The organism is Exilispira thermophila, assembly GCF_055389015.1.
In genome coordinates this window covers 148394-171446 of record NZ_AP042476.1, presented here as the reverse complement: position 1 = coordinate 171446, position 23053 = coordinate 148394, and the positions used below count along the sequence as shown (strand labels likewise).

The 23053-nt window shown below is 23.3% G+C and carries 20 protein-coding genes and 1 tRNA gene; 2 read left to right on the top strand and 19 right to left on the bottom strand.

The window, feature by feature from the left end; all coding sequences use genetic code 11:
- Nucleotides 1–14: 14 nt before the first annotated feature.
- From tilS to ACZ5EC_RS00645, 13 genes are all read right to left on the bottom strand, one after another.
- Nucleotides 15–1472, bottom strand: a complete 1458-nt coding sequence (gene tilS / locus ACZ5EC_RS00705) for a tRNA lysidine(34) synthetase TilS (protein WP_464303053.1) — start codon at nucleotides 1470–1472, stop codon at nucleotides 15–17.
- Nucleotides 1432–2079 (bottom strand): aminoacyl-tRNA hydrolase, encoded by a 648-nt coding sequence (gene pth, locus ACZ5EC_RS00700; protein WP_464303052.1) that lies wholly within the window; start codon nucleotides 2077–2079, stop codon nucleotides 1432–1434. Before pth ends, tilS begins: the two co-directional genes overlap by 41 nt.
- A gap of 82 nt (nucleotides 2080–2161) precedes the next feature.
- A complete protein-coding gene (locus tag ACZ5EC_RS00695; RefSeq protein WP_464303051.1) occupies nucleotides 2162–2806 on the bottom strand; it encodes a 50S ribosomal protein L25 in 645 nt (214 codons plus the stop codon).
- 239 nt (nucleotides 2807–3045) lie between these two features.
- Nucleotides 3046–3118: transfer RNA gene (locus tag ACZ5EC_RS00690), tRNA-Gln, on the bottom strand.
- A 174-nt stretch (nucleotides 3119–3292) separates the two neighbouring features.
- On the bottom strand, nucleotides 3293–3547 hold the full coding sequence (locus tag ACZ5EC_RS00685) for a SpoVG family protein (protein ID WP_464303050.1): 255 nt from the start codon (nucleotides 3545–3547) through the stop codon (nucleotides 3293–3295).
- A 26-nt stretch (nucleotides 3548–3573) separates the two neighbouring features.
- Nucleotides 3574–4485: a 4-(cytidine 5'-diphospho)-2-C-methyl-D-erythritol kinase gene (locus ACZ5EC_RS00680; RefSeq protein WP_464303049.1), complete on the bottom strand. Its 912-nt coding sequence runs from the start codon at nucleotides 4483–4485 to the stop codon at nucleotides 3574–3576.
- Nucleotides 4478–6196 (bottom strand): formylglycine-generating enzyme family protein, encoded by a 1719-nt coding sequence (locus tag ACZ5EC_RS00675; RefSeq protein ID WP_464303048.1) that lies wholly within the window; start codon nucleotides 6194–6196, stop codon nucleotides 4478–4480. Before ACZ5EC_RS00675 ends, ACZ5EC_RS00680 begins: the two co-directional genes overlap by 8 nt.
- A 9-nt stretch (nucleotides 6197–6205) precedes the next feature.
- Entirely contained in the window at nucleotides 6206–7201 is a 996-nt protein-coding gene (locus tag ACZ5EC_RS00670; protein WP_464303047.1) for an FAD:protein FMN transferase, read from the bottom strand.
- Between the two features lie 89 nt (nucleotides 7202–7290).
- On the bottom strand, nucleotides 7291–7842 hold the full coding sequence (locus ACZ5EC_RS00665; RefSeq protein ID WP_464303046.1) for an epoxyqueuosine reductase QueH: 552 nt from the start codon (nucleotides 7840–7842) through the stop codon (nucleotides 7291–7293).
- A 291-nt stretch (nucleotides 7843–8133) separates the two neighbouring features.
- Complete coding sequence (locus ACZ5EC_RS00660) at nucleotides 8134–8511, bottom strand: response regulator (protein ID WP_464303045.1); 378 nt, start codon at nucleotides 8509–8511, stop codon at nucleotides 8134–8136.
- A complete protein-coding gene (locus tag ACZ5EC_RS00655) occupies nucleotides 8511–9251 on the bottom strand; it encodes an NTP transferase domain-containing protein (protein ID WP_464303044.1) in 741 nt (246 codons plus the stop codon). Before ACZ5EC_RS00655 ends, ACZ5EC_RS00660 begins: the two co-directional genes overlap by 1 nt.
- A gap of 74 nt (nucleotides 9252–9325) precedes the next feature.
- A complete protein-coding gene (locus ACZ5EC_RS00650; RefSeq protein WP_464303043.1) occupies nucleotides 9326–9811 on the bottom strand; it encodes a cyclic nucleotide-binding domain-containing protein in 486 nt (161 codons plus the stop codon).
- A gap of 349 nt (nucleotides 9812–10160) precedes the next feature.
- The gene (locus tag ACZ5EC_RS00645) at nucleotides 10161–10910 is read right to left on the bottom strand and encodes a sulfite exporter TauE/SafE family protein (protein WP_464303042.1); all 750 of its coding nucleotides are present in this window, start codon (nucleotides 10908–10910) and stop codon (nucleotides 10161–10163) included.
- Between the two features lie 964 nt (nucleotides 10911–11874).
- Here ACZ5EC_RS00645 and ACZ5EC_RS00640 point away from each other — a divergent pair.
- Nucleotides 11875–13599 carry a gamma-glutamyltransferase family protein gene (locus ACZ5EC_RS00640; RefSeq protein ID WP_464303041.1) on the top strand — a complete coding sequence of 575 codons (1725 nt, stop codon included), beginning with the start codon at nucleotides 11875–11877 and terminating at the stop codon, nucleotides 13597–13599.
- Nucleotides 13600–13618: 19 nt separating this feature from the next.
- Here ACZ5EC_RS00640 and ACZ5EC_RS00635 read toward each other — a convergent pair whose 3' ends face one another.
- Genes ACZ5EC_RS00635 through ACZ5EC_RS00620 form a run of 4 tightly spaced genes read right to left on the bottom strand, consistent with a single transcriptional unit; the run spans nucleotide 13619 to nucleotide 18075 of the window.
- Nucleotides 13619–14569 carry a M23 family metallopeptidase gene (locus ACZ5EC_RS00635; RefSeq protein WP_464303040.1) on the bottom strand — a complete coding sequence of 317 codons (951 nt, stop codon included), beginning with the start codon at nucleotides 14567–14569 and terminating at the stop codon, nucleotides 13619–13621.
- 18 nt (nucleotides 14570–14587) lie between these two features.
- Nucleotides 14588–15781: a pyridoxal phosphate-dependent aminotransferase gene (locus ACZ5EC_RS00630; protein WP_464303039.1), complete on the bottom strand. Its 1194-nt coding sequence runs from the start codon at nucleotides 15779–15781 to the stop codon at nucleotides 14588–14590.
- Between the two features lie 18 nt (nucleotides 15782–15799).
- On the bottom strand, nucleotides 15800–17029 hold the full coding sequence (locus ACZ5EC_RS00625; RefSeq protein WP_464303038.1) for an aminotransferase-like domain-containing protein: 1230 nt from the start codon (nucleotides 17027–17029) through the stop codon (nucleotides 15800–15802).
- Nucleotides 17030–17031: 2 nt separating this feature from the next.
- Nucleotides 17032–18075 carry a lytic transglycosylase domain-containing protein gene (locus tag ACZ5EC_RS00620; protein WP_464303037.1) on the bottom strand — a complete coding sequence of 348 codons (1044 nt, stop codon included), beginning with the start codon at nucleotides 18073–18075 and terminating at the stop codon, nucleotides 17032–17034.
- 263 nt (nucleotides 18076–18338) lie between these two features.
- Between ACZ5EC_RS00620 and amrB the strand changes: the two genes are divergently transcribed.
- The gene (gene amrB / locus ACZ5EC_RS00615) at nucleotides 18339–19169 is read left to right on the top strand and encodes an AmmeMemoRadiSam system protein B (RefSeq protein ID WP_464303036.1); all 831 of its coding nucleotides are present in this window, start codon (nucleotides 18339–18341) and stop codon (nucleotides 19167–19169) included.
- 2 nt (nucleotides 19170–19171) lie between these two features.
- On the opposite strand, the gene ACZ5EC_RS00610 is transcribed toward amrB, so the two are convergent.
- Together ACZ5EC_RS00610 and ACZ5EC_RS00605 are read right to left on the bottom strand one after the other, a co-directional pair.
- Nucleotides 19172–21742, bottom strand: a complete 2571-nt coding sequence (locus ACZ5EC_RS00610) for an AAA family ATPase (protein ID WP_464303035.1) — start codon at nucleotides 21740–21742, stop codon at nucleotides 19172–19174.
- 90 nt (nucleotides 21743–21832) lie between these two features.
- A complete protein-coding gene (locus tag ACZ5EC_RS00605; RefSeq protein WP_464303034.1) occupies nucleotides 21833–23023 on the bottom strand; it encodes a metallophosphoesterase family protein in 1191 nt (396 codons plus the stop codon).
- Between the last annotated feature and the right edge of the window lie 30 nt (nucleotides 23024–23053).

Here is a 23053-nt window from a genome sequence, read left to right as displayed (position 1 = left end):
GTATTTGTATTTTTTTATTTAATTTCTAATTTTATAACATCTTTTGTTTTTTCAGTAACATAATATTGATAATTTAAAATATATTTAATATTATATTTAATATTGTTTTTTTCATCGAATTTATTTTTAAGATTAAAATTTAATAATCTTCTAATAAAATAAACATCACTGAATAGCATCAAACCTATAATGTTTTTATCATCCCGGATAAAAGGGATATAATCTCTTATAAAAAATGGTATTTTATTATCATTAAATATTTTCTTAATTTTTTTTATAATGCCTGGTTTTAAAAAAATCGTATCCCCATCTTCCCTAAAACTAATGTATAAATTACCAATTATTTTATCTTTATCAATATAAAGACATTTATTAATACCATTTTTTTGAAAAAAATCATATTTTTTTTTAACTTTTTTAGTAGTAATAATATAATAAAAAAATTGATTTTTTCCAAAGCTTAAACTCTTTTTTTTCTCCAAGATTCTAATTTTATCTTTAAGTTTTTTGTATTGTTCATCAAAAAAATATATATTTTTTATTGTTTTTATAATTGTATAATCACCTTTTTCCAATATAATCCCTGTTTTAAATTTTTTATCATTAATTTTACTATAAATATATTCAATCTCTTTTCTAACAATATTTTTAGATTTTTTTAAAGATCTTAACTTTTTTTCTAAAGCTTTTTTTATTAAAAAAGGTTCAATTGTATTTATATATGATAATTCCCAATAAGGTTTTTCAATTAAATCTGTTGGGATTAATTTAGAAACAAATTTTTCATTTTCTCTAATTAATTCAATAAAAGAATAGACAGATTTTCTATAACCAGGATAAAATTTTTGGATTTCTTTTAATATAATATTTCTTATATAGTTTCTTTCATACTTTATATCATAATTAGTTTGATCTTCATAAAATTTTATTCTATTTTTTTCTAAAAAAGCTAATATTTCATTTTTTGTTATATTAAAAAATGGTCTCAAATAATGGTCTCTTACAGGAAGAATGGACATAGCACCTTTTAAACCAGTTCCTTTTATAACTCTTAAAAAGAATGTTTCAATAATATCATCTAAATGATGTGCAGTAACAATATAATCTGAATTAAAATATTTTAATGCTTTTTCAAAAAACTTATATCTTTCTGTTCTTGCAACAATTTCTAATGATTTTTTTGAATCTTTATAGATAGCAGGGACATCAATTTTTTCATAAAATAAATTGATTTTATATTTAGAACACAAATTAATAATATAACTTAGTTCTTCATCTGATTCTTTACGAATTCCATGATGCAAATGGCATACAGTAAAATTAACTTTATTCTCTTTTCTTAATTGTAAAAACACAAAAAAAAGGGCTGTTGAATCAGCCCCTCCAGATACAGCAAGTGTAAATTTAGTATTACCAGGATCAATATTTAAATTAATCAAATTCTGGTAAAGTTGGTTCTTTAGATAATTCATCATGAATTATTGGCTTAACCCTCGCTAATTCTTGTAAGGCAGCTTCATAACCACCCAAAATAAATGATTTAACAATTTCAAAACCATATTTAAAAACAATATTTTCTAATAAAAATTCTTCTACTAAGGTAAAATCTGATAATACATAATCTATTATCTTTTCACTATCATATATTGGATCATCATATTTATCTCTAGGTCTTCCAATACCAATTCTCATTCTTGTAAAATTCTCTTTTTTTAATAATGATCTTACCGATTTAATTCCATTGTGTCCAGCATCAGAACCACTATTTTTTATTTTAATTTCTCCAAAATCCAGATCAAGATCATCATATACAACTAAAATATCTTCCTCTTTTACTTTTAAAAAAGCAGCCATAAATAAAATGGCTTCTCCACTATTGTTCATAAAAGTAAGTGGTTTAACAAGAGTAACTTTTTTACCCATGTACTTAGTAGTTACAAAGTCAGATTTTTTCTTTTTTGTTATAAAATCTGTACTTTTAAATCTTTTAGCTACATAATCAATAAATTGAAAACCTAGATTATGTCTATTCCTTTTGTATGCTTCGCCTGGATTACCAAGACCCGCTAATAAAATCATTTCTATCCCTAATTAAATATTTTATATTTTCAATCAATATAAATATAATAAAATATTTTAATATTACAAATTTTTATTTTTACTAATCTTCAAAAATTTCATCTACTTTAGCTTTTTCTTCTGCTGTTAACTCTTCACCTTCTTGACCAGCTTCTTCAAGAATTTGTGTAGCTTGACCTTTAACTAATAAAATAATTTCTTCTGGATCATCTAAAATTTTTATATTTTCTGGCACTTCCAGATCTTTTATATGGATTTTAGCACCTTTTTCTAAATTAGTCATATCTATTTTGAAATTTTCAGGAATAGCATCAAATTTTCCTTCGACATTAATATGATGAATAAATTTCTCAACAATACCACCTTCTTTTTCTCCTTTTGATACACCTTCAAATAAAATAGGAACTTCTGTTTTAATACTATGTTTTTTGGATACAGTATAAAAATCAACATGAACTAACCTGTTTTTTAAAATATTATAATCGAATTCTTTAATAATAACCTGTATTTTTTTTCTGCCTAATTTTAATGTAATTGCTTTGTTCTCCCCAATTTTTCTTATAAGTTTTATAAACTCATTTTCTTTAATAAAAACTGACTCATTTTTCTTGATATCTGGTCCATATATTATTGCAGGAGAAAACCCTTCTCTTCGTTTTGCTCTTAAATATGATTTAGTTGAAACTTCTCTAGGTAAAGCTTCAAGTATTATTTGACTTTTTTCCATAGTTTCTTTCCTTCTTTGTTTATTAAATTATTTATTAAATTTATGCAATATTTAATTAATTCATATTATAGACTTGCTTAATTTTTAACACAGTCACCATTAAATTGATAATTTAAATTTTCTTTAAAAATAATTAAATCTTATTTTTATAATTTAAATTTGTAAAAAGAATAAGTCTCAATTTCATCTATATTATAAAATGATTAATAAAATCAAAAAACTATTAAATTTTAAAAAAACTGGGGAGGCAGGATTCGAACCTGCGAATGCCAGAGCCAAAACCTGGTGACTTAACCTCTTGTCTACTCCCCAGTATAACAAAAATAATATAAATAGTTATAATATAAAATATAAACCATTACAAATTATAAAACTTTATATATTACTTAAAATACTTATTATTTTTATATATTTTTTTATTCTATAATTTTATTCTATAATAATTGTTTTTTATAAAGTCTGTTTACTCTTTCCTGTTTTTAAAACTTAAACTGCATTATCATAAGCTTCAGCAATTGCATTAGTTAAAAATTCTCTAAAATCATTTACAGTAGGATGAGCAATATCTTTATATTCACCTCTTGATGTCCTTCTTCTAGGCATAACAATTCTTTTACCCTTATCTGTTTCATATAATGCAATGTTATGAACAACAAAACAATTATCAAATGTAACAGATGCATAAGCTAATAATCTTTTTTTCCCATTAACCTTGTTAATCTTGATGTTAGTAATTTCCATTTTAACTCCTTGAAGTACGAATTTACTTATTTAATCCACGAAAGGAAAAATACCCTTTCAAATTTTTTTTTCAACAAAAAAAAATCTTTTTTTGCATTTTTCCAGTCATTATAAATTCCAAACAAACTAGAACCTGAACCGGTAAATAAAACCATGTTACTATTTTCAAATAAATTTTTTAATTTAAAGATCTCTGGATAAAGTAATTTAATTACTTTATCAAAATCATTTTCTAATTCATATATAAAATAAAAATCATTTTTTTTAATTTTTTGCAATATTTTTTTTGTTTTTTTATAAATTTTTTCTAAATCAATATTATTATAAAAATTTTTATCAAAAACTTCATACATCTCTTTTGTAGAAAAAAGTCGATCAGGATACAAAACAACAAAATATAAAGGAATATTTAACATAAACCTTTCAATATGAGACCCAGTCTTATAAACCATTGCAGGTTTATTGAAATAAAAAAATGGGACATCACTTCCTATATTAACTAATTTTTCTAAAAATTTCTTTTTTGATTTAATCTTAATTAATCTATTATTAACTAAAAATTTAATATAAGATGCAGCATTTGAAGATGCTCCTCCTAATCCCCCACCAATAGGGATATTCTTAACAATATCAATTTTAAATTTCGGTTCAATATCAAAAACAATATTAACCTTATCCAGTATATTATCTTTTATATATAATTTTTCAAAAATTTTATTCTCTTTATTAATTATTTTAAAATAATTAACCTCAAATCTTTTACTTTCATATATATACATCGTATCATAAAGGTTAACTGGTAAAAATAATGAATAAATATTATGTAAAAGATTTTTTTTAAATCCTATTTTTAAAAAAAGATTAATTTTTGCATTTGAATGAATTATTTCATTATTAAAGCTATTATCAAAATTAATAAAATATTTTTTTTTATTCATTTCCTGACCTGGCTATTCTGAAACCAACATTATCTAAGGTTGAATATGGATTTATAGCACCTCTTGTTGTTGTTCTTAAATAAATTAAATCATCCTTATAGGAGCCCCCTCTAATAACTTTAGAAGTTCCATAGGAAGGACCTTTTGGTTCATATATAGGAGAACTTGAATAATAATTTGGATTATACCAATCTTCACACCATTCCCAAACATTCCCTGAAAGATTATAAATTCCAAATTGATTTGGTTTAAATGCATCTACTGGTGCTAAACTAGAATACCCATCTTGCACCCCTTTCATATTTCCACCTATCCCTTCATTACCCCATGAATATTTATAGTTGTTTTGTGTTTTAGCAACATATTCCCATTCAGCCTCATAAGGCAACCGAACACCTAACCATGAACAAAATGATTTAGCATCATACCATGTTACATTAGTTATAGGTTCTTTGTATTCCTTTTCTGAAATTTTTTTAAATCTAAAAGTTGTTTTATACCCGGTAACATTTAAAAAAACTTCAAATTCTTCTTTTGTAATCTCATAACTTGATATATAAAAAGTATCCAGTTTTACCTTATGAGAGGGTTTTTCTGAATCAAATTTTCCTTTATCATCACCCATTATAAATTCAGTTGAATCTATTTTCACCAGATTGTCTTTTATAAATCCAATAATATAAGGGGAAGAAAAATCTTTTCCATTACTAAACCTCAAAAAATAAACCCCCGTTTTATTTACATCTTTTAACTCTAATATTTGATCCTGTTCAATTTTTGTTTTGACTAATATCTTTTTAAAATCAGGGTCATTTGATACTTCAAAATATAATCCACTTGCATTTTTTACTGTTACTTTTAAATAATCTGCTAAAACACCAGAATGATTTTCAGGAGAAACTATTATTGCTGAGTTCACATCCTTTTTAACTTGTGCTTGATTTTGTTTAGTTTCATTATTTGCATTTTCAATATTAGAACTTTCATTTTTTGTTTCAGTTGTTTTATCTGATTTTGTATTTTGTGCACTTTTTACAATAAACTTTGAACTTTGAGTTTTTTTGAAATTATTATTTTTATCGTAAATTTTAAAATATACTTTATGTTCTCCATCACCAATCTTTTCAGGATCAATAACAATATCAGAGTTAATATCAGTTATAGTTTTATATAGTTTTCCATCTATATATACTTCCAATTTATCAAAGTCATTTTTTGCTATAATCTCTTTATTAAGAATCTGAATTTTAGATATTGTTTTTTCATCAATATCAGTTAATAAAATAATTTGTGGTACATCTGAATCTACAATAACTTTAACAGGTTCTGATTTATATTCAGTACCTGTATTATCAATAACACCAACAAATATATTATATTCTTTTTTATCCTTTAAAAAATCTATATCAACTAAAAAACTAAATTCTCCCTCTTTTTTTATACTTACAATATCATTATCTATATAAAGTCGGGTTTCAACAATCGTTTTTGCTAAATTTCTAACTACAAATTTAACCTTTAACTTTTTGTAAACTTTTTCGCCAGGAATAGGGGAAATAACAATTATTTTAACATTGTCAGCTTTTTCAATAATTTTATCAGTAGTATTTGAATTAGTAAAACAACCTGAAAAGGAAAAAAGCATAAATAAAATAATAATTATATAAATTATAATATATAACAAATAATGATTCTTAAAAAAATTTTTCATAATTTTTCCTTAAAAATTTAAGTTAACACCCACATTATCATAATAATACATCTTTTTATTAAAATCAAACCAAACAATAAAAGCTTTCAAATGATTTTTTTTAATGAATTCAATTGCTTTATCTTTTCCCATAGCAAAAAGAGCTGTAGATAAAATATCAGCTATAAAACAAGAATTTTCTATTACTGTTACCGAAGCTAAATCAGAATCTGGTTTGCCTGTAAAAGGATTCAATATATGAAAATATCTCTTACCATTATATACAAAATATCTTTCATAATTACCTGAAGTTACTATTGAACTATTTTTGATTTTTATAGAAGCAATAATATCATTTTCATTAACAGGAGATTGTATCCCAATTATCCATTGTTTTTTATCTCCTGATACTTTTATATCTCCTCCTGCATTGATCAAGAAATTCTTATAACCTAAAACTTCAAGTTTTTCATATATTTTATCAACAATATAACCCTTTGCACTTCCCCCAAAATCTAAAGACACATTGCCATATATGTTTAATTTATTTCCATTTAAAACAAATTTTGCATTCCAAATATTATCTAACTCCTTTTTAATTAGATCATCTGAAGGTGGAACGGAACCTTTTTTAAAATAATTGTATAATTTTTCCAGATTCTTAACAAATGGATTAAAATAACCTTCTGTTTTTGAAATATAATCAAAATTTGTTTTAAAAAAATACAAATACTTTTCTGGAATTATAAGTGATTTTGTTTTATTTAATCTATCAACATACGAATTTTGAATATGAAAGTCAATATCATCACCAATTTTTTTTGCATATGTAAAAACATCAGAAATGTCCTTTTCTACTTTCCTGGTAGGATATTTACTTTGAATCTTTATTTCAACAAATGTTGAAAATAATACTTCAGTTTTTGATACCTCTTTTGTTTTTGGAATAAATATAAATACAACAATCAAACCTATTACAATAATTAATGGTACAACAATTTTAATAAATTCTTTTGTATTCTTCATGAATTAAATCCCGATTTTTTAATAGTTTTTTTGATCTTACTTTTTTAGAACATAATCATTCCATTATTATATTAATTCACATAATTACACTACTCTTTAATGGAATCTCTTTTTGAAAATTCACAACCACAAAATTCTTGACGATATAATCTTAAAGCTCTTGAAATTTTTATTGATTTTTTATACCAGTCTTTCTTTTTGAAATTGTATGGTTCATATTTTGCTTTTATCATTGGTTCCACTTCATTTGCAATTTTATTAATAATTTTGAAATTTTTATAAGGGGAAATAGTAAGTGTTGTGGTAAACAGAGAAACATTTAGATCTCTAACTACTTTTTTTAGATTTAAAAACCTATATTTGAAACATAACAAACATCTTGCTCCACCTTCTCTTTCATCTTCAGTTCCCTTTATAAATTTAAGCCAATTATCATGATTATAATCAAGAACAATCAAATTTTTTATATTGTACAATTTTGAATATTGATAAAGATTATCCAATCTTTTATCAAATTCTGTTTTACAACACATGTTATCATTATTGTAAACAAGATAAATTTCATCATATTTATATCTAATTTGTGGATACACACCACTTAAACATGGTGCACAACAAACATCTAAAATTATTTTTTTCACAATTATTTTCTATTTTAACTATTTTTTTATTATCTTTTTTTATTTTATTGTTTATTTTGTATTATTTTTATGATCTACATCAATTCAAGACTATTATTTTTGAAAATAAAAATAATCAATATTTTATTTTATTTAATTTATTTATCTATTTTTTTTAATTTTTTCTTTTTTTATTGTTTTTTAATATCCTAATATTTTTTAATATTTGTTTTTATTTACTTTTATCTATTTATTATTTATTACAATTAATCATGAAGCTAATATTTAATTATTATAATTATATACTTTAATTTATCCATTTATTATATTAGTTATTTTATTTATAACACTAACCATATCAAATGGTTTAACTATAAAATCTTTAGCTCCCAATTTTAATGCTTTTAATACATCTTCTTTTTGATTTCTTGCTGATATAATAATAACAGGTATTTTGCTATAACTTGCAAACTCTTTCAATTTTTGTAATGTTTCAAAACCATCTAATTCAGGCATCATAATATCAAGTAAAATCAGATCAGGTTTTTCTGTTTCACCAGGTTCTGAAATAAATTTGATAAGTTCAACTCCTGATTCAAACTCCCTTGTTTTAAAACCCTTTTCTTCTAATGATATTTGTAATACTCGTCTAATATACATTTGATCATCAACTATAAAAATTAAAGGCATTAAGTCCCCCTGCTTGTTTTTAAAATTCTTGATGCTTTTTCTAAATCATCTAAAGTATTAATACCTAAAAATTGATTCTTATCTTTTATTGGTAAAACTTTTACTTTTAATCCATTTTTTAATCCTATGTGGATTAAATCAGTTAAATAATACTCTTTCTGGTTATTATTATTTTTAATGAGTTCAATTAAATTTAATGCTTTAGAATTATAAATAGCAATCCCTGTATTAACCTCATTGATTTTTAAAATATTTTCATCTGCATCCTTAACTTCTATTATTTTTACTAAATCCTCATGTTGATTTCTGACAATTCTCCCAAATGAAGAGGGTAAATCAACAAATGTGGAAATCAATGTTATATCATTTTTATTTGTTTTATTATATTCGATAAGAGATTTTATTGTTTCTTTCTTTATAAATGGCATATCTCCCATTAATACAATAATTTCCTCACTATTTAGATCTGGATATTGTATTAATGCTTGTTTTAATGCATGAGCAGTTCCTAATTGTTCGGTCTGCCATGCATAATTATAATCTCTGGAACAATAATCTATTACTTTTTGTCCCATATAGCCTATTATAATATAAATATCTTTTTTTTCAACAAAATCAAGTTGTTCTAACACATAACCAATTAGAGGTTTATTGTTAATCTTTCTTAAAACTTTAGGAAGGTTAAATTTTTCTGATTGTAATCTTTTTCCTTTACCAGCAGCTAAAATAACTATTTTCATATAATTCCTTAATTACAATATATATTTTTATTAATAGATATATAAACATTTAACTAAATAAATGCAATATTATTTTATTTTTTACAATTTTTACAATTAGAAAGTAATTGTGCATAAATTCTATCTAATTTATCTAACCTTCTAGATAATTCCCTTGCTAAATTAAGAATTAGCATTACAAAAATTTTTAAATCAATTTTTTCAATTTTTAATAAATCTTCATTTGTTAAGGTTAAAACTACAGTTTTTGTTAGAGCTTTAACTGAAGCAATAACATTTTTAATTTCAATAAGTTCCATTTCACCAAAATTATCACCTCTTTTGAGTATAGCTAACTGCTCTTTTAGTTGTTTTTTGCCTTCTTTCACAGTTTTATAAATTTCTACTTCCCCTTCAAGAATAAAATAAATTTTATTATTTGAATCTCCTTCTTTTAAAATCATTGCACCTTTTTCATAAACATACTTTTTAATAAAGGGGATAATAACTTTTATTTGTTGATCTAATAATCCTCCAAAAAGGGGATAATTTTTCAAAAAGGAATAATCAAATTCTTCCATTTATTATCCTTAAAAATATCATTTTTAAAATTAATTTTTATTAAATTTTATATTTTGATAAACTAAATTAATATTTTGTTTTTATTAAATCTTTTTCAGTTTTTATATCTTTAATCTATTTATACCTTTATTCTATTTATATCTTTATTCTATTTGTTTATTTAAATTTATCCTTAATTTTTTTTACTTTTAATTTATTATAATTTCAATTTATTTTTGCTATATATTTTTTTGTAATTTTATTTTTTTTTATATATCTATAACTATAGATTCAATTTTTTTTACATTAGCTTTCTATTTTAAATATTATACAATCTGTGTTTTTTTCAAATTTAATTTAAATATAGAACTAAAAAAATATTAATTTAATTGCCATAGCTAGAACTGTTATCGTTAAAATTATTCTTATCCATTTATCACCTCTATTTATTGTAAAATTTGTCCCTAACCAGGCTCCAATCATATTTCCAGCAGCAAGAATAAATCCAAAAATCCAGTTTATTTTTCCACTAACTATAAAAATAATTAGTGAAGGAATTGTATATAAAAAAATTACAAAAACTTTTATACTATTTGTTTTAACAAGATTTGTTTTTCCCAGAAGTGAAAATGCTGCGATAACCAGGAAACCTGTCCCTGCCTGAATGAAACCACCGTAAAAACCTATAAATAAAAAAGTTATAGCTAATGGAATTATATTATGCACTTGAACATCATCTGTAAATCTTTTTTTTAATTTTACATTACCAAACAAAGTTAAAAATAATACTCCAATCATTATAATAGCTAATAACTTATTAAACAATTCACTTTTAATATCTACTGCAATATAGGAACCAGCAACTGCACCGATAATCGCAGTAACACCTAAAATTAATGAAATTTTTAAATCAAAATAACCTTTATCTTTAAACTTTTTTATTGAAACAGCATTTTGTAATAAAATTGCTATTCTATTTGTTCCATTTGCTACTGCTGAAGGTAATCCAGCAAATATAAGAGATGGGATAGTTATTAATGAACCTCCTCCTGCAACAACATTAAAAAATCCAGCTGCGATTCCTGCAAGAAAAATCAAAATATACTTTAAATATTCCATATTCTCCCCTGAAAACAATTTTAGAAATATATAATAAAAGTTATAAATTATAACTATCTTGTTCTATTTAAACAAAATATTAACTATTAACAAGATAATTTTTATATCACTCCATATTTAAAAAGAATCTTTTAGAATAAAGAATTTATCCATTTTTTAAATTACTAATATTTCAATATTATTTAAAAAACAGGTTCAATTTCAAAATGTGTGGATAAAAAAAATTTTAAGTTTTTTTTAACAAAATATATACATTAAAAAAAAATTAAAAATACTATTAAACCGATTGAATATGTTTTTATTAAGTGAATATAAAAATTTAAAAATATTTGTAAAAAAGATATACCCAATATCTAATAATAAAGTAACAAGGTTTAAATAATATAATAAAAAAATTAATGAAAACAATAATAAAAGCATAATTAAAAAAAGATAAAGTTTTAAAGATAATGATTAGGTTATGTTAAAAATATAACAAATTACAAGTGGCTTAGAGTAATTACCCATACATTATGAAAGAGAACCAAAAAACATAAATATTTTAACATAAAATTAAAAAACTTAATTATTTCAACTTAAATTTAGAATTATTATTTTGTTGCTAGTTTATTTATGCCCATGATATAAATAAAACCAGATAACATATTTACATAAATATGTTTCATCATATAATTGTTTTAAATATTTTATTAATATTGTTTTTATAAAACTTTTTTTCTCTAAAAAATTGAATAAAAACAAAATACAAACAACCTTATATAAAAGTAAAAATGCAAAAATAAAATATTTTTAAAAAAATCATATTGAGAAAGGATAAAAAAGAAATAAAATTAATAAAATTAACTAATTGGTAAAATTAAGACAATTTTATAAATTATAATATAATAAAGTAAAAAAAGGATAATAATAATAATAATAAAGTAAAATATAAAATATAGAATTAATATAAAAAAAGGATAATATCATGAATTTTGATAATTTATCTTATAGATACCCATCTAAAAGAAATGTTTTAATGGCAAAATATGGTATGGTTGCTACTTCCAATCCTATTGCAGCACAAATAGGAATTTCAATTTTAAAAAAAGGTGGAAATGCTATAGATGCTGCTATTGGTACTGCTATTGCATTAACAGTTGTTGAACCTACTTCAAATGGTATTGGAGGAGATAATTTTGCAATTGTAAATTTTAATAATGAACTTTATGGTATTAACTCTTCTGGATATTCCCCTGCTAATTTAAACATTAACAAATTCCCATTATCAAAATATTCAATAATTAATCCATTTGGATGGGAAGCAATTACTGTTCCTGGAGCTGTAAGAGGATGGTTAGCATTATCAAAAAGATTTGGAAAATTAGATTTTAAAGATCTATTTACACCAACAATTAAATATGCAAGAGAAGGATTTCCTCTATTTCCAACTATTGGATATTACTGGAATTTTGCAGTAAAGAAATATAAATCACTTTTAGATGAAATCCAATTTTCACACTTTATCAAAAATTTACTACAAAATAAAAATTTTGAAAAAGGAATAGATTTAAATTCCAGAACTTTTAATCAAATTGTTAAAAATGAATATAAAAAATATCTTAATACACACAATTATTTTTTTAAAATTTTTTCTAAAAATGGATATCCTCTTAAAATAGGTTCTACTTTTCACTTAAAAGAGCATGCAAAAACCCTTGAATTGATAGCTAATACAGATGCTGAAGCGTTCTATAGTGGAGAATTAACTGAAAAAATTATTAATTTTTCTAAAAAAACTAATGGTTTTTTTGAGTTTGATGATTTTAAAAATTTTCAACCTGAATGGGTTAAACCAATTTCAATAAATTATAGAGGTTTTGAAATACATGAATTACCTCCTAATACTCAAGGAATAGCTGCATTAATTGCTCTGGGAATTTTAAATAATAAAAATATTAAGACTTTAGATTCATCTTTAAAGACCCATTTTATGATTGAATCTTTAAAATTAGGTTTTTATTTCACAAAAAAACATGTGAGTGATCCAAAATTTTACAATTTTGATTACATTTCTCTTCTTAAAAAAGAATTTTTAAAAAATAACCTAAAAAAAATAAAAAAAGAAGCACAGGATTATGAAAAAGTTCACCATTTTGATGGAGGAACTGTTTATTTAGCAACAACTGACAAAGATGGAAATATGGTATCGTTCATTCAGAGCAATTATATGGGTTTTGGATCCGGTATTGTAATTCCAGGAACTGGAATTGCTTTACATAATAGAGGAGCAAATTTCAATTTAAATTTAGATCATCCTAATCATCTTGAACCATTAAAAAGACCATATCATACAATAATACCAGGATTTATTTCAAAAAATAAAAAACCAATTGGTCCTTTTGGTGTTATGGGTGGTTTTATGCAACCACAAGGGCATTTGCAAATTATCTCTAATTTGATTGATTACAATATGAATCCTCAAGAAGCTCTAGACTGTCCCAGATGGCAATGGACATTAGGAAAAGATATTATTGTTGAAGATGATTTTGATAAATACATTGTACAACAATTAATAAAATTTGGACATAAAATAAAAATATCTACTTCAAAAGGGGGATTTGGTAGAGGACAAATAATACTTTGTAACAAAAATGGGGTATATATCGGAGGTACTGAAAAAAGATGTGATGGATATATAGCAGTTTATTAATTAATTTAATTAGATAACATTAATCCTTATAATTAAATAATTTCTTATAAATTTTTAAACTTTTTTCAAATGGCCTTCTAAATCTATTAATACCAATAATAAAATTTCCAAAATATATTTCCAGATGCAAATGTGCTCTAACTCCCATATATTCAACACCAGTATTACCCATATATCCAAGTAATTCACCACTTTTTACATATTGGTATAATTTTAATTTTTTATTAACTCGATCTAAATGTGCATAAATAAAAAACATATTGCCATTTCTAATATAAATCTGATTACCTCTAAAAAAATCAAGATAATCCTCATGTGTATAATAGTATTTTTTAGATAGTAATTTTAATTTATAAAATTTTTCTTCATTAGCAAATTCTTTATGAGTATTTTTAATTTTAACAATTTTTCCAGGATAAATAGCATAAATAGGTTCTCCAGTTTTAGCAATCATTCCATTTTTCAAATCTGAAAAATCAATACCCCTATGAATACCATGTCTATAATATCTTGTAGCACCAGGATATATGGATTCAGAATTTCTAAAATAAAAGTTTTTTATAGGTTCACTAAATTTTATATTACTCAGGTTTGATAATGGTATTTCCCATGGAAAAAGTGTAGTAACTTCTTTTGTAGTTAGATTTTTTATTTTAGAAAGATTTTCAATTCTTGGTAAAATATTTAAAATCTGAGAACTGGAAATATTTAATAATTCTGTTTTAAATAACAAAGATTGGATCAATTCATTTTCATTATTCAGATCAATTTTTTCTAAAGTAAAACTTTTATCAAAGTTAATAATTTTTACATTTTTATAGATATTTGATTTGTTTATAGTATTTTCTAACTTTAATTGATTTTTAAAAACTTCATCAGGTTCAGTATTACTATTTTTTAAAGCTAAAATCAATAATAACAAAGCAATTATTATCAATAAGATTAGAAAAGCTTTTTCTATTTTTGGCATAATTTACAATTTTTTTACTTATTTTATATTATTTAAAATATTTAATATTCTTTCAATCCCTTTAGCAATCGTTTCTAAAGAATAAGAATATGACATTCTAATGCAATTACCATTACCAAAAGCAGAACCAGGAACTACAGCTACCTTTGCATCATTTAAAAGAATATTATAAAAATCTATATCATTTTTTATTACTTTACTATTATAAACATGTCCAAATAATTTTGAAATATCAATAAAAAAGTAAAATGCACCATGTGGAAAAATAATATCAAGGTATTTATTATTTTTTAATTTATTATAAATATAATCTCTTCTTTGAGTAAATATATTTATTAAGTTTGAGAAATATGATTTATCAAGTTTGAAAGAATTTAAAGCAGCATATTGACTTATAGAAGAAGCATTAGAAGTTGTATTACTTTGAAATTTTTTCATTATTTTTGTTATTTCTTTTGGTGCTGCAGAATAACCTAATCTCCAGCCAGTCATAGCATAAGATTTAGAAAATCCATTAATGGTAATAGTTTTTTCAAATATCTGTTTTGAAAGTGAACCTATAGAAATATGTCTAAAACCATCGTAAATTAATTTTTCATAAATCTCATCAGAAATGATAAAAATATCTTTTTCTACACAAAAATTACCAATAGCATATAATTCATCTTTATTATAAACAGCCCCTGTAGGGTTAGTGGGGCTGTTTAAAATTATAGCTTTACAATTTTCATTGTATTGTTTTTCTAAATCTTCTACAGTTACTTTAAAACCATTTTCTTTTTTAGTTTCAACAATATTAGCAATACCTCCACATATATCAACCATAGCCTTATATGATACCCAATATGGAGATGGAATTAAAACTTCTGCTTTATCATCAATAATAGCAAGTAATGCATTTGTAATTGCCTGTTTTGCACCATTAGATACAATTATTTCGTCTACTGAATATTCAAGGTTATTTTCATTTTTCAACTTATCAGCAATAGCTTTTCTCAGCTCTAAAATTCCTGCAGAATTGGTATAATGAGTAAAATTATTGTTAATAGCATCTATTGCACCTTCTTTAATAATATCTGGTGTATTAAAATCTGGTTCCCCAGCAACAAAAGGAATTATATCAACACCACCATCTCTAAGAACCCTTACATCATTGTTTATTTTTAAAGTAGCAGAGTCACTAATTTCAGCTCTTTGTGCAAAATGTTTCATAAATTCTCCAAAAATTAACTATTTAATCTCATTTTCAATTACTTTAGCAAGTCTTTTAACACCTTCTTCAATTTCTTCAAAAGAAGGATAAGAAAAATTCATTCTAAAACAGTTTTTAGCAGGAGATTCACCATAAAAAGCCGAACCAACAACATATGCAACATTATTTTCAACTGCTTTAAAAAACATTTTATCAGAATCCATATATTCAGGTAGTGTTACCCATAAAAATAATCCACCTTCAGGTTTGGTCCAATGTAAGTTTTCAATTTTTGGAAAATATTTTTCCATTGCTGCTAACATTGCATCTCTTTTTTTTGTATAAAGTGCAATATTTTCTTTGATTCTTTTATCAATTTTACCTGATTTAACATATTCTCTTGCAATTGCCTGGTTAAATGGAGGTGTACATAGATCCATAGCCTGTTTTGCAACAATAAATTTCTGGATTAACTCTTTAGGTGCTATAATCCATCCCAATCTTAAACCAGGGCAAAATATTTTTGAAAATGTAAATAAAGCAACTACTCTTTTTCCACCATCCATAGCAAACATAGAAGGTTGCTCTTCACCAGAATATCTTAATTCTCTGTATGGAGAATCTTCAATAATTAAAAAGTCGTATTTTTCAGCTAATTCTAATATCTTTTCCCTTTTTTCTTTTGATGTAGTTACACCTGCAGGATTCTGAAAATCAGGAATCACATACATAAATTTAATTGTCTGTCCCCTTTTTTCATAAATATCTTTTAAAGTTTCTTCAAGTTCTTCTATATTTAATCCATCATCTTCTAAACTAACACCAATCATATTTGCTTTATAAGAGTTGAATGCACTTAATCCCCCAATATATGATGGTCTTTCAACCAGTATATTGTCACCTGGGTCTAAAAATACTTTTGATACAATGTCCAATGCCTGTTGGGAAGCTGAAACTATTAAAATGTTATCATTATTAAGATTTTTCATACCTGTTTGCTTCATAAATCTTTCAATAAGCAATTTTTTTAATTCTTCATCACCTTCAGTTGGGCCATATTGTAACAATCTTTTTCCATCTTCTTGCAAAATTTTTCTTGTTATTTCTTCAATTTCTTTAACTGGAAAAGTATCTGGAGCAGGAAGCCCACCAGCAAAAGATATTATTTCTGGTTTAGCTACTAATTTTAATAATTCTCTAATAACAGATTTTTTCATTCTTCTAATTGTTGAAGAAAGAAATTCATCATAAATAGTTGTTTCACTCATAACTACTCCTTTATATTTTTATTGAAAACTACTGAAAAAGATAAGTTTAAATAGTCTGAAAAAGCACCATTTTTGTTGATACTTAAGTTAGTACTTTTGTTGTTTAAATAATTATTTAATTTCATTTCAAATATATCAGGAATAAAATAATATACAATATTTAATTTATTGAGATTGTGATTTTTTTCCCATAATAATTCTTGAGGAAGTAGTATATATGTGTTTGAAGGAATTTTATAGCTATATATATGTTTATTGTAATTAAAAATTGTATCTTTAATTGTTTTGTTTTTTAAATCAAAAACTTTATATAAGTTGGTAGAACTATTTGTCTTTGCAACAACTAAATTTGAAGAATATTCAAAATCAAATTTATCTTTATTGTCATTTACCCATTTTACAATTGCATAAAATTTAGGAACATAATATTTAGTTTCTACAGGTAAAAGACCAAGTTTGACTAATTGCCAGAAATCTTTAGTTTTACCCTCTTTAATTGCTTTGTTTAATCTTCCAATTCCACAATTATAAGCTGCAAGAGCTAAATCTAAAGATTCATAATATTCATATAAAAACTTAAAATGCTTAACAAAAGCTAGAGTTGATTTATAAATATCTTTTCTTTCATCTATAGTTTTATTTATTCTTAATCCAATTTCTCTTCCTGTATAAGATGTGAACTGCCATAATCCAACTGCATTTCTATGACTTCTAGCAGATATTGTAAATTCTGATTCAATATATGCTAAAAATACAAGATCTGGATCGAGATTATTTTCTTTAAGTATTTTTTCGAGCATTTTTACAACAGGAAAAAAACTTTCATATTTTAACAAAAACTTTTGTGACCCGTATCTTTCAAAAACTTTATATTGTTTTATTATTAATGAATTATTAACTTCCATATTAACTTTAATTATTTTATCATTACTAACCTCTTTAACTTCTGTAACATTTTGATTGTTTTCAATATTTGGTGTTGTTGAAATAAAAGTTAACACAGCAATAATCATAACTATTACAATTATATCTTTACTAATTTTCACCTTCTCTCCCTTTTTTAACTCTTTTAAATTTTTTTTAAATTTTAATTTTTCATAATTTTTTTCATATATGTTGAATTGAATCATTTTAAACATTTTATTATAAAAACAATACAACTTTATTTTATAACTTTAAACAACTTTTAATCCTAATTATTTTAGTATTTTTCTTAATAAAATTATATAATAAAAAATACTTTTAAAAGCAACAAAAAATTGATTTTTTCTATTATTATTTTATAATTAATAATGATTTAGGAGGGGTTATGAGTATAAGAAGGATGATGTTGCCAGCTGGTTGGTACCCTAAAGATAAACTTCAATGTGAAAAAACAATAAAACTTTTTTTATCAAATTATTCAAGCCAGATATCTACTAAACTTGATAGTGGAATTGTTCCACATGCAGGCTGGGAATTTTCAGGTGAGGTTGGTGTAAAAGTTTTTTATGAAATTCAAAAAAATTACAAACAAACACCTGAAGTTGTTGTTCTTTTTGGCGGTCATATGCCTCCTAATACTGAACCTTATATATTAAACTATGACTTTTTAGAAACCCCTTTTGGTGAAATTTCTGTTGACAAAACCATGGTTAAAGAATTAAAAGAAAAATTTATGTGTATAGATGAAAACTTTTATTTCAATGATAATACTATAGAAATAAATCTTCCTTTTGTTAAATATTTTTTCCCTGATTCAAAAATTGTTGCTATTTATCCTCCTGCAGATGAAACCGCAGAACTTATCTCAGAATTTATTTCAAATAAAATCTCAAATGCTATTTACATTGGATCTGCTGATTTAACCCACTATGGACCCAATTATGGTTTCAATCCTGCAGGTGTAGGAATTAAGGGTTATCAATGGGCAAAGAAAAATGATAAAAGACTTTTAGATCATATTTTAGAGCTTGATGTAGATAAAATTTTTACAATTTCAGCTAATGAAAAAAGTACCTGTTCTCCTGGAAGCATTGTAGCAATTATGAATATTGCTAAAAAACATAATAAAACAAAAGGATATCTTATTCAATATAAATCTTCATATGATATATATCCTTCATCTTCATTTGTTGGTTATGGTGGAATTGTTTTTTAAATTTATATTTTTTTTATCTCAATCAGATTAATATTTTTGCTATTTATATGATTTTTTAATGTTTCTTTTACCTCCCCTTTTGATGAAAAATATAGTATCTGCCATCCTTTTTTAGATAACTCTATAACCCAATCAAGCATTATTTTTAATCGAACAGGATCAGATTTAATAAAAGGATCATCGAATATAAAAAAACCTTTTTCTTTTTGCATTAACATATTTGCAATAGTTACCCTTAATAAGAAATAAAGTTGATCAAAAGTTCCAGATGATAATTTGTTTACATCAAGAACAATATCATCTTTTGTTTTTACAAAAATTGAAGATTGGTTTATGTTTTCATCCATTTCATAAATTACTTCTTTATACCTATTATTTGAAAGTTTTCTAAACATTGATGATAACTCTTTATTATCATCTATAATATTTTTAATCTTTTCCTTTTCTTCATTATCAATCTTTGTAAGAATTGAAATTAGATCAATAGCATCTTCTCTTACAATTTCATTTTCTTTAATAAAATTTTCAAGTTTTCTATTAATTTCATCTAAATCATCACTTGTACTACAAAAAATTCCATCACCAAATATGTTTATTGCTTCCCTTTCTATTTCAGCTAATTTTGACCTGTGTAGTTTTAACTTTGTTTCAATTTCATCTAAATTTTCAACAAAATTTTCAATATCAATGTTCAATTTATTATAAAGCTCCTCACTATATTTTATATCCTTTTTAAAAGTTTCATAAACTTTTAAGTTATTAATATTTTTTTTAATAAAATTTATCAAATCAAAAAATTCTTTTGAATTTAAAAAATCTTTAGAATAACTTAACATTGAAATTATTCTTTTACCTCTATCTGTTAATTGCCTTTCTAAATCTAAAATAGCTATAATAGAACTCAATAGGTTTGATATCTCCAGTTTTAAATTTGTTTTTTGCATTATTTTCTCTTCATACTCTTTTAATGTAGAAATATTTGAATTTTTCTTTATTCTTTCTATTTCACTTTCTAACATATTATATTCACCAATAATGTCCTGGAGTTTATTATTTAAATCATTATGTAATTTGTCCCTTTTTGCTTCTAACTCAAAATTAAATTTATTAAATTTTTCATCAAAAATTTTCTTTTCCTGTCTAAATCTATCCAGACTCATTAAAATATTATCAATATTTCCACCATTCAATGCTAATTCTTTTAATTTAAAATTAATTATTTCTAAATTTTTCTTTAAGTTAGATTGTTTATTAGAAATTATATATTCCATTCTGAACCAATTTATTAAATTTATTAAAAATATAATTGCTAAAATAAATAAAATGAAAATAAATAAAATGGGTAAAAAAGTTATGAATAAATCTAAAATATTAATATTTTTAAAATCCTTAATTATTTTTAAAAAATTAAAAAAATTTAATTTTAAGTGGCTGTTAATAAAATTAAACACAGGTATTATTGAAGATATTATTATCAATACAAATAAAATTAATGATATTTTTTTAAAAACCTTTTTTAAATTTTTTAGTTTTACTTGCAAACCTTCAAATTTAGCTTTATTTTTTTTATACTCTTCAACAGATGGGGAAACAATTTGATTTATAACCTGCTCTTTATAATTAAACTCATTATTTTTTTGATCCAGTTCATCTTCTAAATTTTCAAGTTCATTTATTGAATTTTCTAGATTGGATATTTCATTTTTTATACTTAATTCATTTTTATTTAATATTTCAATTTTTTGTTCCATTTTTTTCCATAATTCAAAATCATTATCTTTTATATTTTTAAAATCATTTATTTTTTTTAAATTACTCTCAATTTTTTCAATAATATTTTTCGAATTTAAATATTTTTCTTTATTCCTTGCATTTTCCAGGTCTTTAACCTTCTCTTTTAATATTTTAATCTTCTGTTTAACAAAAAAATATTTTTTTTCCAGTTCATCATATTGATTTTGTTTTATCTCATTTTTGTATAAAGAAATTTTTTCAATTAACCTTTTAGAATTATCCATTCTACTTTTTAATTTTAAACCTTCTGTATTTTTAAAGTTATCTTTTTCTGTCAGGTTACTAATTTTTCTTATCTCATCTATTGTATTTTTTATTAAATTAGAATTTAATCCTGTAAGTTTTGAAGTAATATCAATATAAAAGTTATTTTCTTCAGGAATAATTAGGTCACTATTTCTAATAATAAAAATGTTACGAAAATCTTTAATTGAAAGATTCAGATATTCTTTTTTAAATTTGTTTTCAAACTTTTGACTTAATACATCAACAAAAAATTTATCCTGAGGAAATTTTATCTTTGTTTTAGTTCCATCTTTTAAAGTATATTCAAATACACAGTAACCATTGGGGTATTCATCCACTCTTTCAAGATTTTCAAATAAATTTAATGATTTTACATTTGCTTTTCTACCCAATAAAAATCTTATTAAAGCTTCAACAGTTAATGTTTTTCCACTTTCATTAAAACCCCATATCAGGTTAAAATTGGAAAAATTATTTATTTTTAAACCTTTTAAGGGGCCATAATTATCTATATTTAATTCTACCAGTCTCACTTTTTCTCCTTTCGCTTAACCTATTTTTTTAAAGATATTTTTAAATTTTTATTATTTGATTGAAATCCATTTAATTAACTAAGATTTATTTTACTTATAAAGAGTATTGGACAATGCTTTAATCAACAATCTTTTTAATCTTTCTTTTTTAGTTTCTTCAAACTCATCTACTTGTTCAATTTTTTCTATAACTTTTTTATAGATTTCATTTTCAATAATATTAGAAATATCCTTAACTTCAAAAGCTTCAAGAATTATGTTTTTGTAGTTTTTAATATAATCTATAATTTTACTATGTAACTCAGCTTCAGTTATACCCAATTTGTCACTATTTATAAATCCAGATAATTGTAAAAGTATTTTAGAATCAGGATTAATACTAATAAAATGAGAATATGTTGAATTAATATTTTCAAATAAATCATTTAGATTATCAAAATCATTTGATACATTGATAACTTTTTCAAAATATGTAAAAGTATTAAGTAAAACCTCTTCTGGAAGATTAATTATTATATTATTATCATTTCTTTTATTATCAACATTGTTTTTATTATTTATATTATCCAGATTATCATTTAATTCAGTATCAATTAAACAAACTTTTCTTACATCTGTTTCCTTTTTTGTTATTGAAACAGGGGAACCTGGATAGATAAAAAAACCTTCTCTATTATTTCTATTTTTAAAACTATAAATATTAAAATTTTTATGAAAATGTCCTGCCAATATATAATCAAAATTTAAATCTTCAAAATATGACAATTTTACAGGCAAATATCTTTTTTGCCCCTCTGCTGATTCCATACCAAATGAATCCCTTGAATAAAAAGAATCGATTAATTCTCCATGAAATACAAGTATATTTAAAAACTCTTTGGAGGTTTTAGAATTAAGTTTTAATAGTTTTTCAAATATCATCTCTTCATTAAGTTCTTCAAATGGAAAAAGGATAATTTTTACATTTTCATAATTAAAGACTTCTATATTCTCATTTGTTGTATAAATTTTTACATTTTTTCCAAAAAATAATCCTTTTCTATATGCTTGAAAATCATGATTACCTGGAATTATAATTGTTGTAAATTTAGCTATTTCAAACAATTGTCTTAATTTATCTCTTAATTTTTCCATAGCTTCTTCACTGTCAAAAAGGTCTCCTGAAATAACAAGTAATTGAGCTTTTTCAGAATTAGCTTTTTTTATTATTTCCTCTAAAGCTCTCCATCTTTCATCATTAATATTTAATAAGTGAAGGTCAGCTGTATGCAAAATTTTCATATCTTTTCCTTATTAAAATAATTTAAATTC

Excerpts from the sequence above, each read along its gene's own strand:
- tilS (WP_464303053.1), bottom strand. The coding sequence starts at position 1,472 with ATGAATTATCTAAAGAACCAACTTTACCAGAATTTGATTAATTTAAAT.
- pth (WP_464303052.1), bottom strand. The coding sequence starts at position 2,079 with ATGATTTTATTAGCGGGTCTTGGTAATCCAGGCGAAGCATACAAAAGG.
- ACZ5EC_RS00695 (WP_464303051.1), bottom strand. The coding sequence starts at position 2,806 with ATGGAAAAAAGTCAAATAATACTTGAAGCTTTACCTAGAGAAGTTTCA.
- ACZ5EC_RS00685 (WP_464303050.1), bottom strand. The coding sequence starts at position 3,547 with ATGGAAATTACTAACATCAAGATTAACAAGGTTAATGGGAAAAAAAGA.
- ACZ5EC_RS00680 (WP_464303049.1), bottom strand. The coding sequence starts at position 4,485 with ATGAATAAAAAAAAATATTTTATTAATTTTGATAATAGCTTTAATAAT.
- ACZ5EC_RS00675 (WP_464303048.1), bottom strand. The coding sequence starts at position 6,196 with ATGAAAAATTTTTTTAAGAATCATTATTTGTTATATATTATAATTTAT.
- ACZ5EC_RS00670 (WP_464303047.1), bottom strand. The coding sequence starts at position 7,201 with ATGAAGAATACAAAAGAATTTATTAAAATTGTTGTACCATTAATTATT.
- ACZ5EC_RS00660 (WP_464303045.1), bottom strand. The coding sequence starts at position 8,511 with ATGCCTTTAATTTTTATAGTTGATGATCAAATGTATATTAGACGAGTA.
- ACZ5EC_RS00655 (WP_464303044.1), bottom strand. The coding sequence starts at position 9,251 with ATGAAAATAGTTATTTTAGCTGCTGGTAAAGGAAAAAGATTACAATCA.
- ACZ5EC_RS00650 (WP_464303043.1), bottom strand. The coding sequence starts at position 9,811 with ATGGAAGAATTTGATTATTCCTTTTTGAAAAATTATCCCCTTTTTGGA.
- ACZ5EC_RS00645 (WP_464303042.1), bottom strand. The coding sequence starts at position 10,910 with ATGGAATATTTAAAGTATATTTTGATTTTTCTTGCAGGAATCGCAGCT.
- ACZ5EC_RS00640 (WP_464303041.1), top strand. The coding sequence starts at position 11,875 with ATGAATTTTGATAATTTATCTTATAGATACCCATCTAAAAGAAATGTT.
- ACZ5EC_RS00635 (WP_464303040.1), bottom strand. The coding sequence starts at position 14,569 with ATGCCAAAAATAGAAAAAGCTTTTCTAATCTTATTGATAATAATTGCT.
- ACZ5EC_RS00630 (WP_464303039.1), bottom strand. The coding sequence starts at position 15,781 with ATGAAACATTTTGCACAAAGAGCTGAAATTAGTGACTCTGCTACTTTA.
- ACZ5EC_RS00625 (WP_464303038.1), bottom strand. The coding sequence starts at position 17,029 with ATGAGTGAAACAACTATTTATGATGAATTTCTTTCTTCAACAATTAGA.
- amrB (WP_464303036.1), top strand. The coding sequence starts at position 18,339 with ATGAGTATAAGAAGGATGATGTTGCCAGCTGGTTGGTACCCTAAAGAT.
- ACZ5EC_RS00605 (WP_464303034.1), bottom strand. The coding sequence starts at position 23,023 with ATGAAAATTTTGCATACAGCTGACCTTCACTTATTAAATATTAATGAT.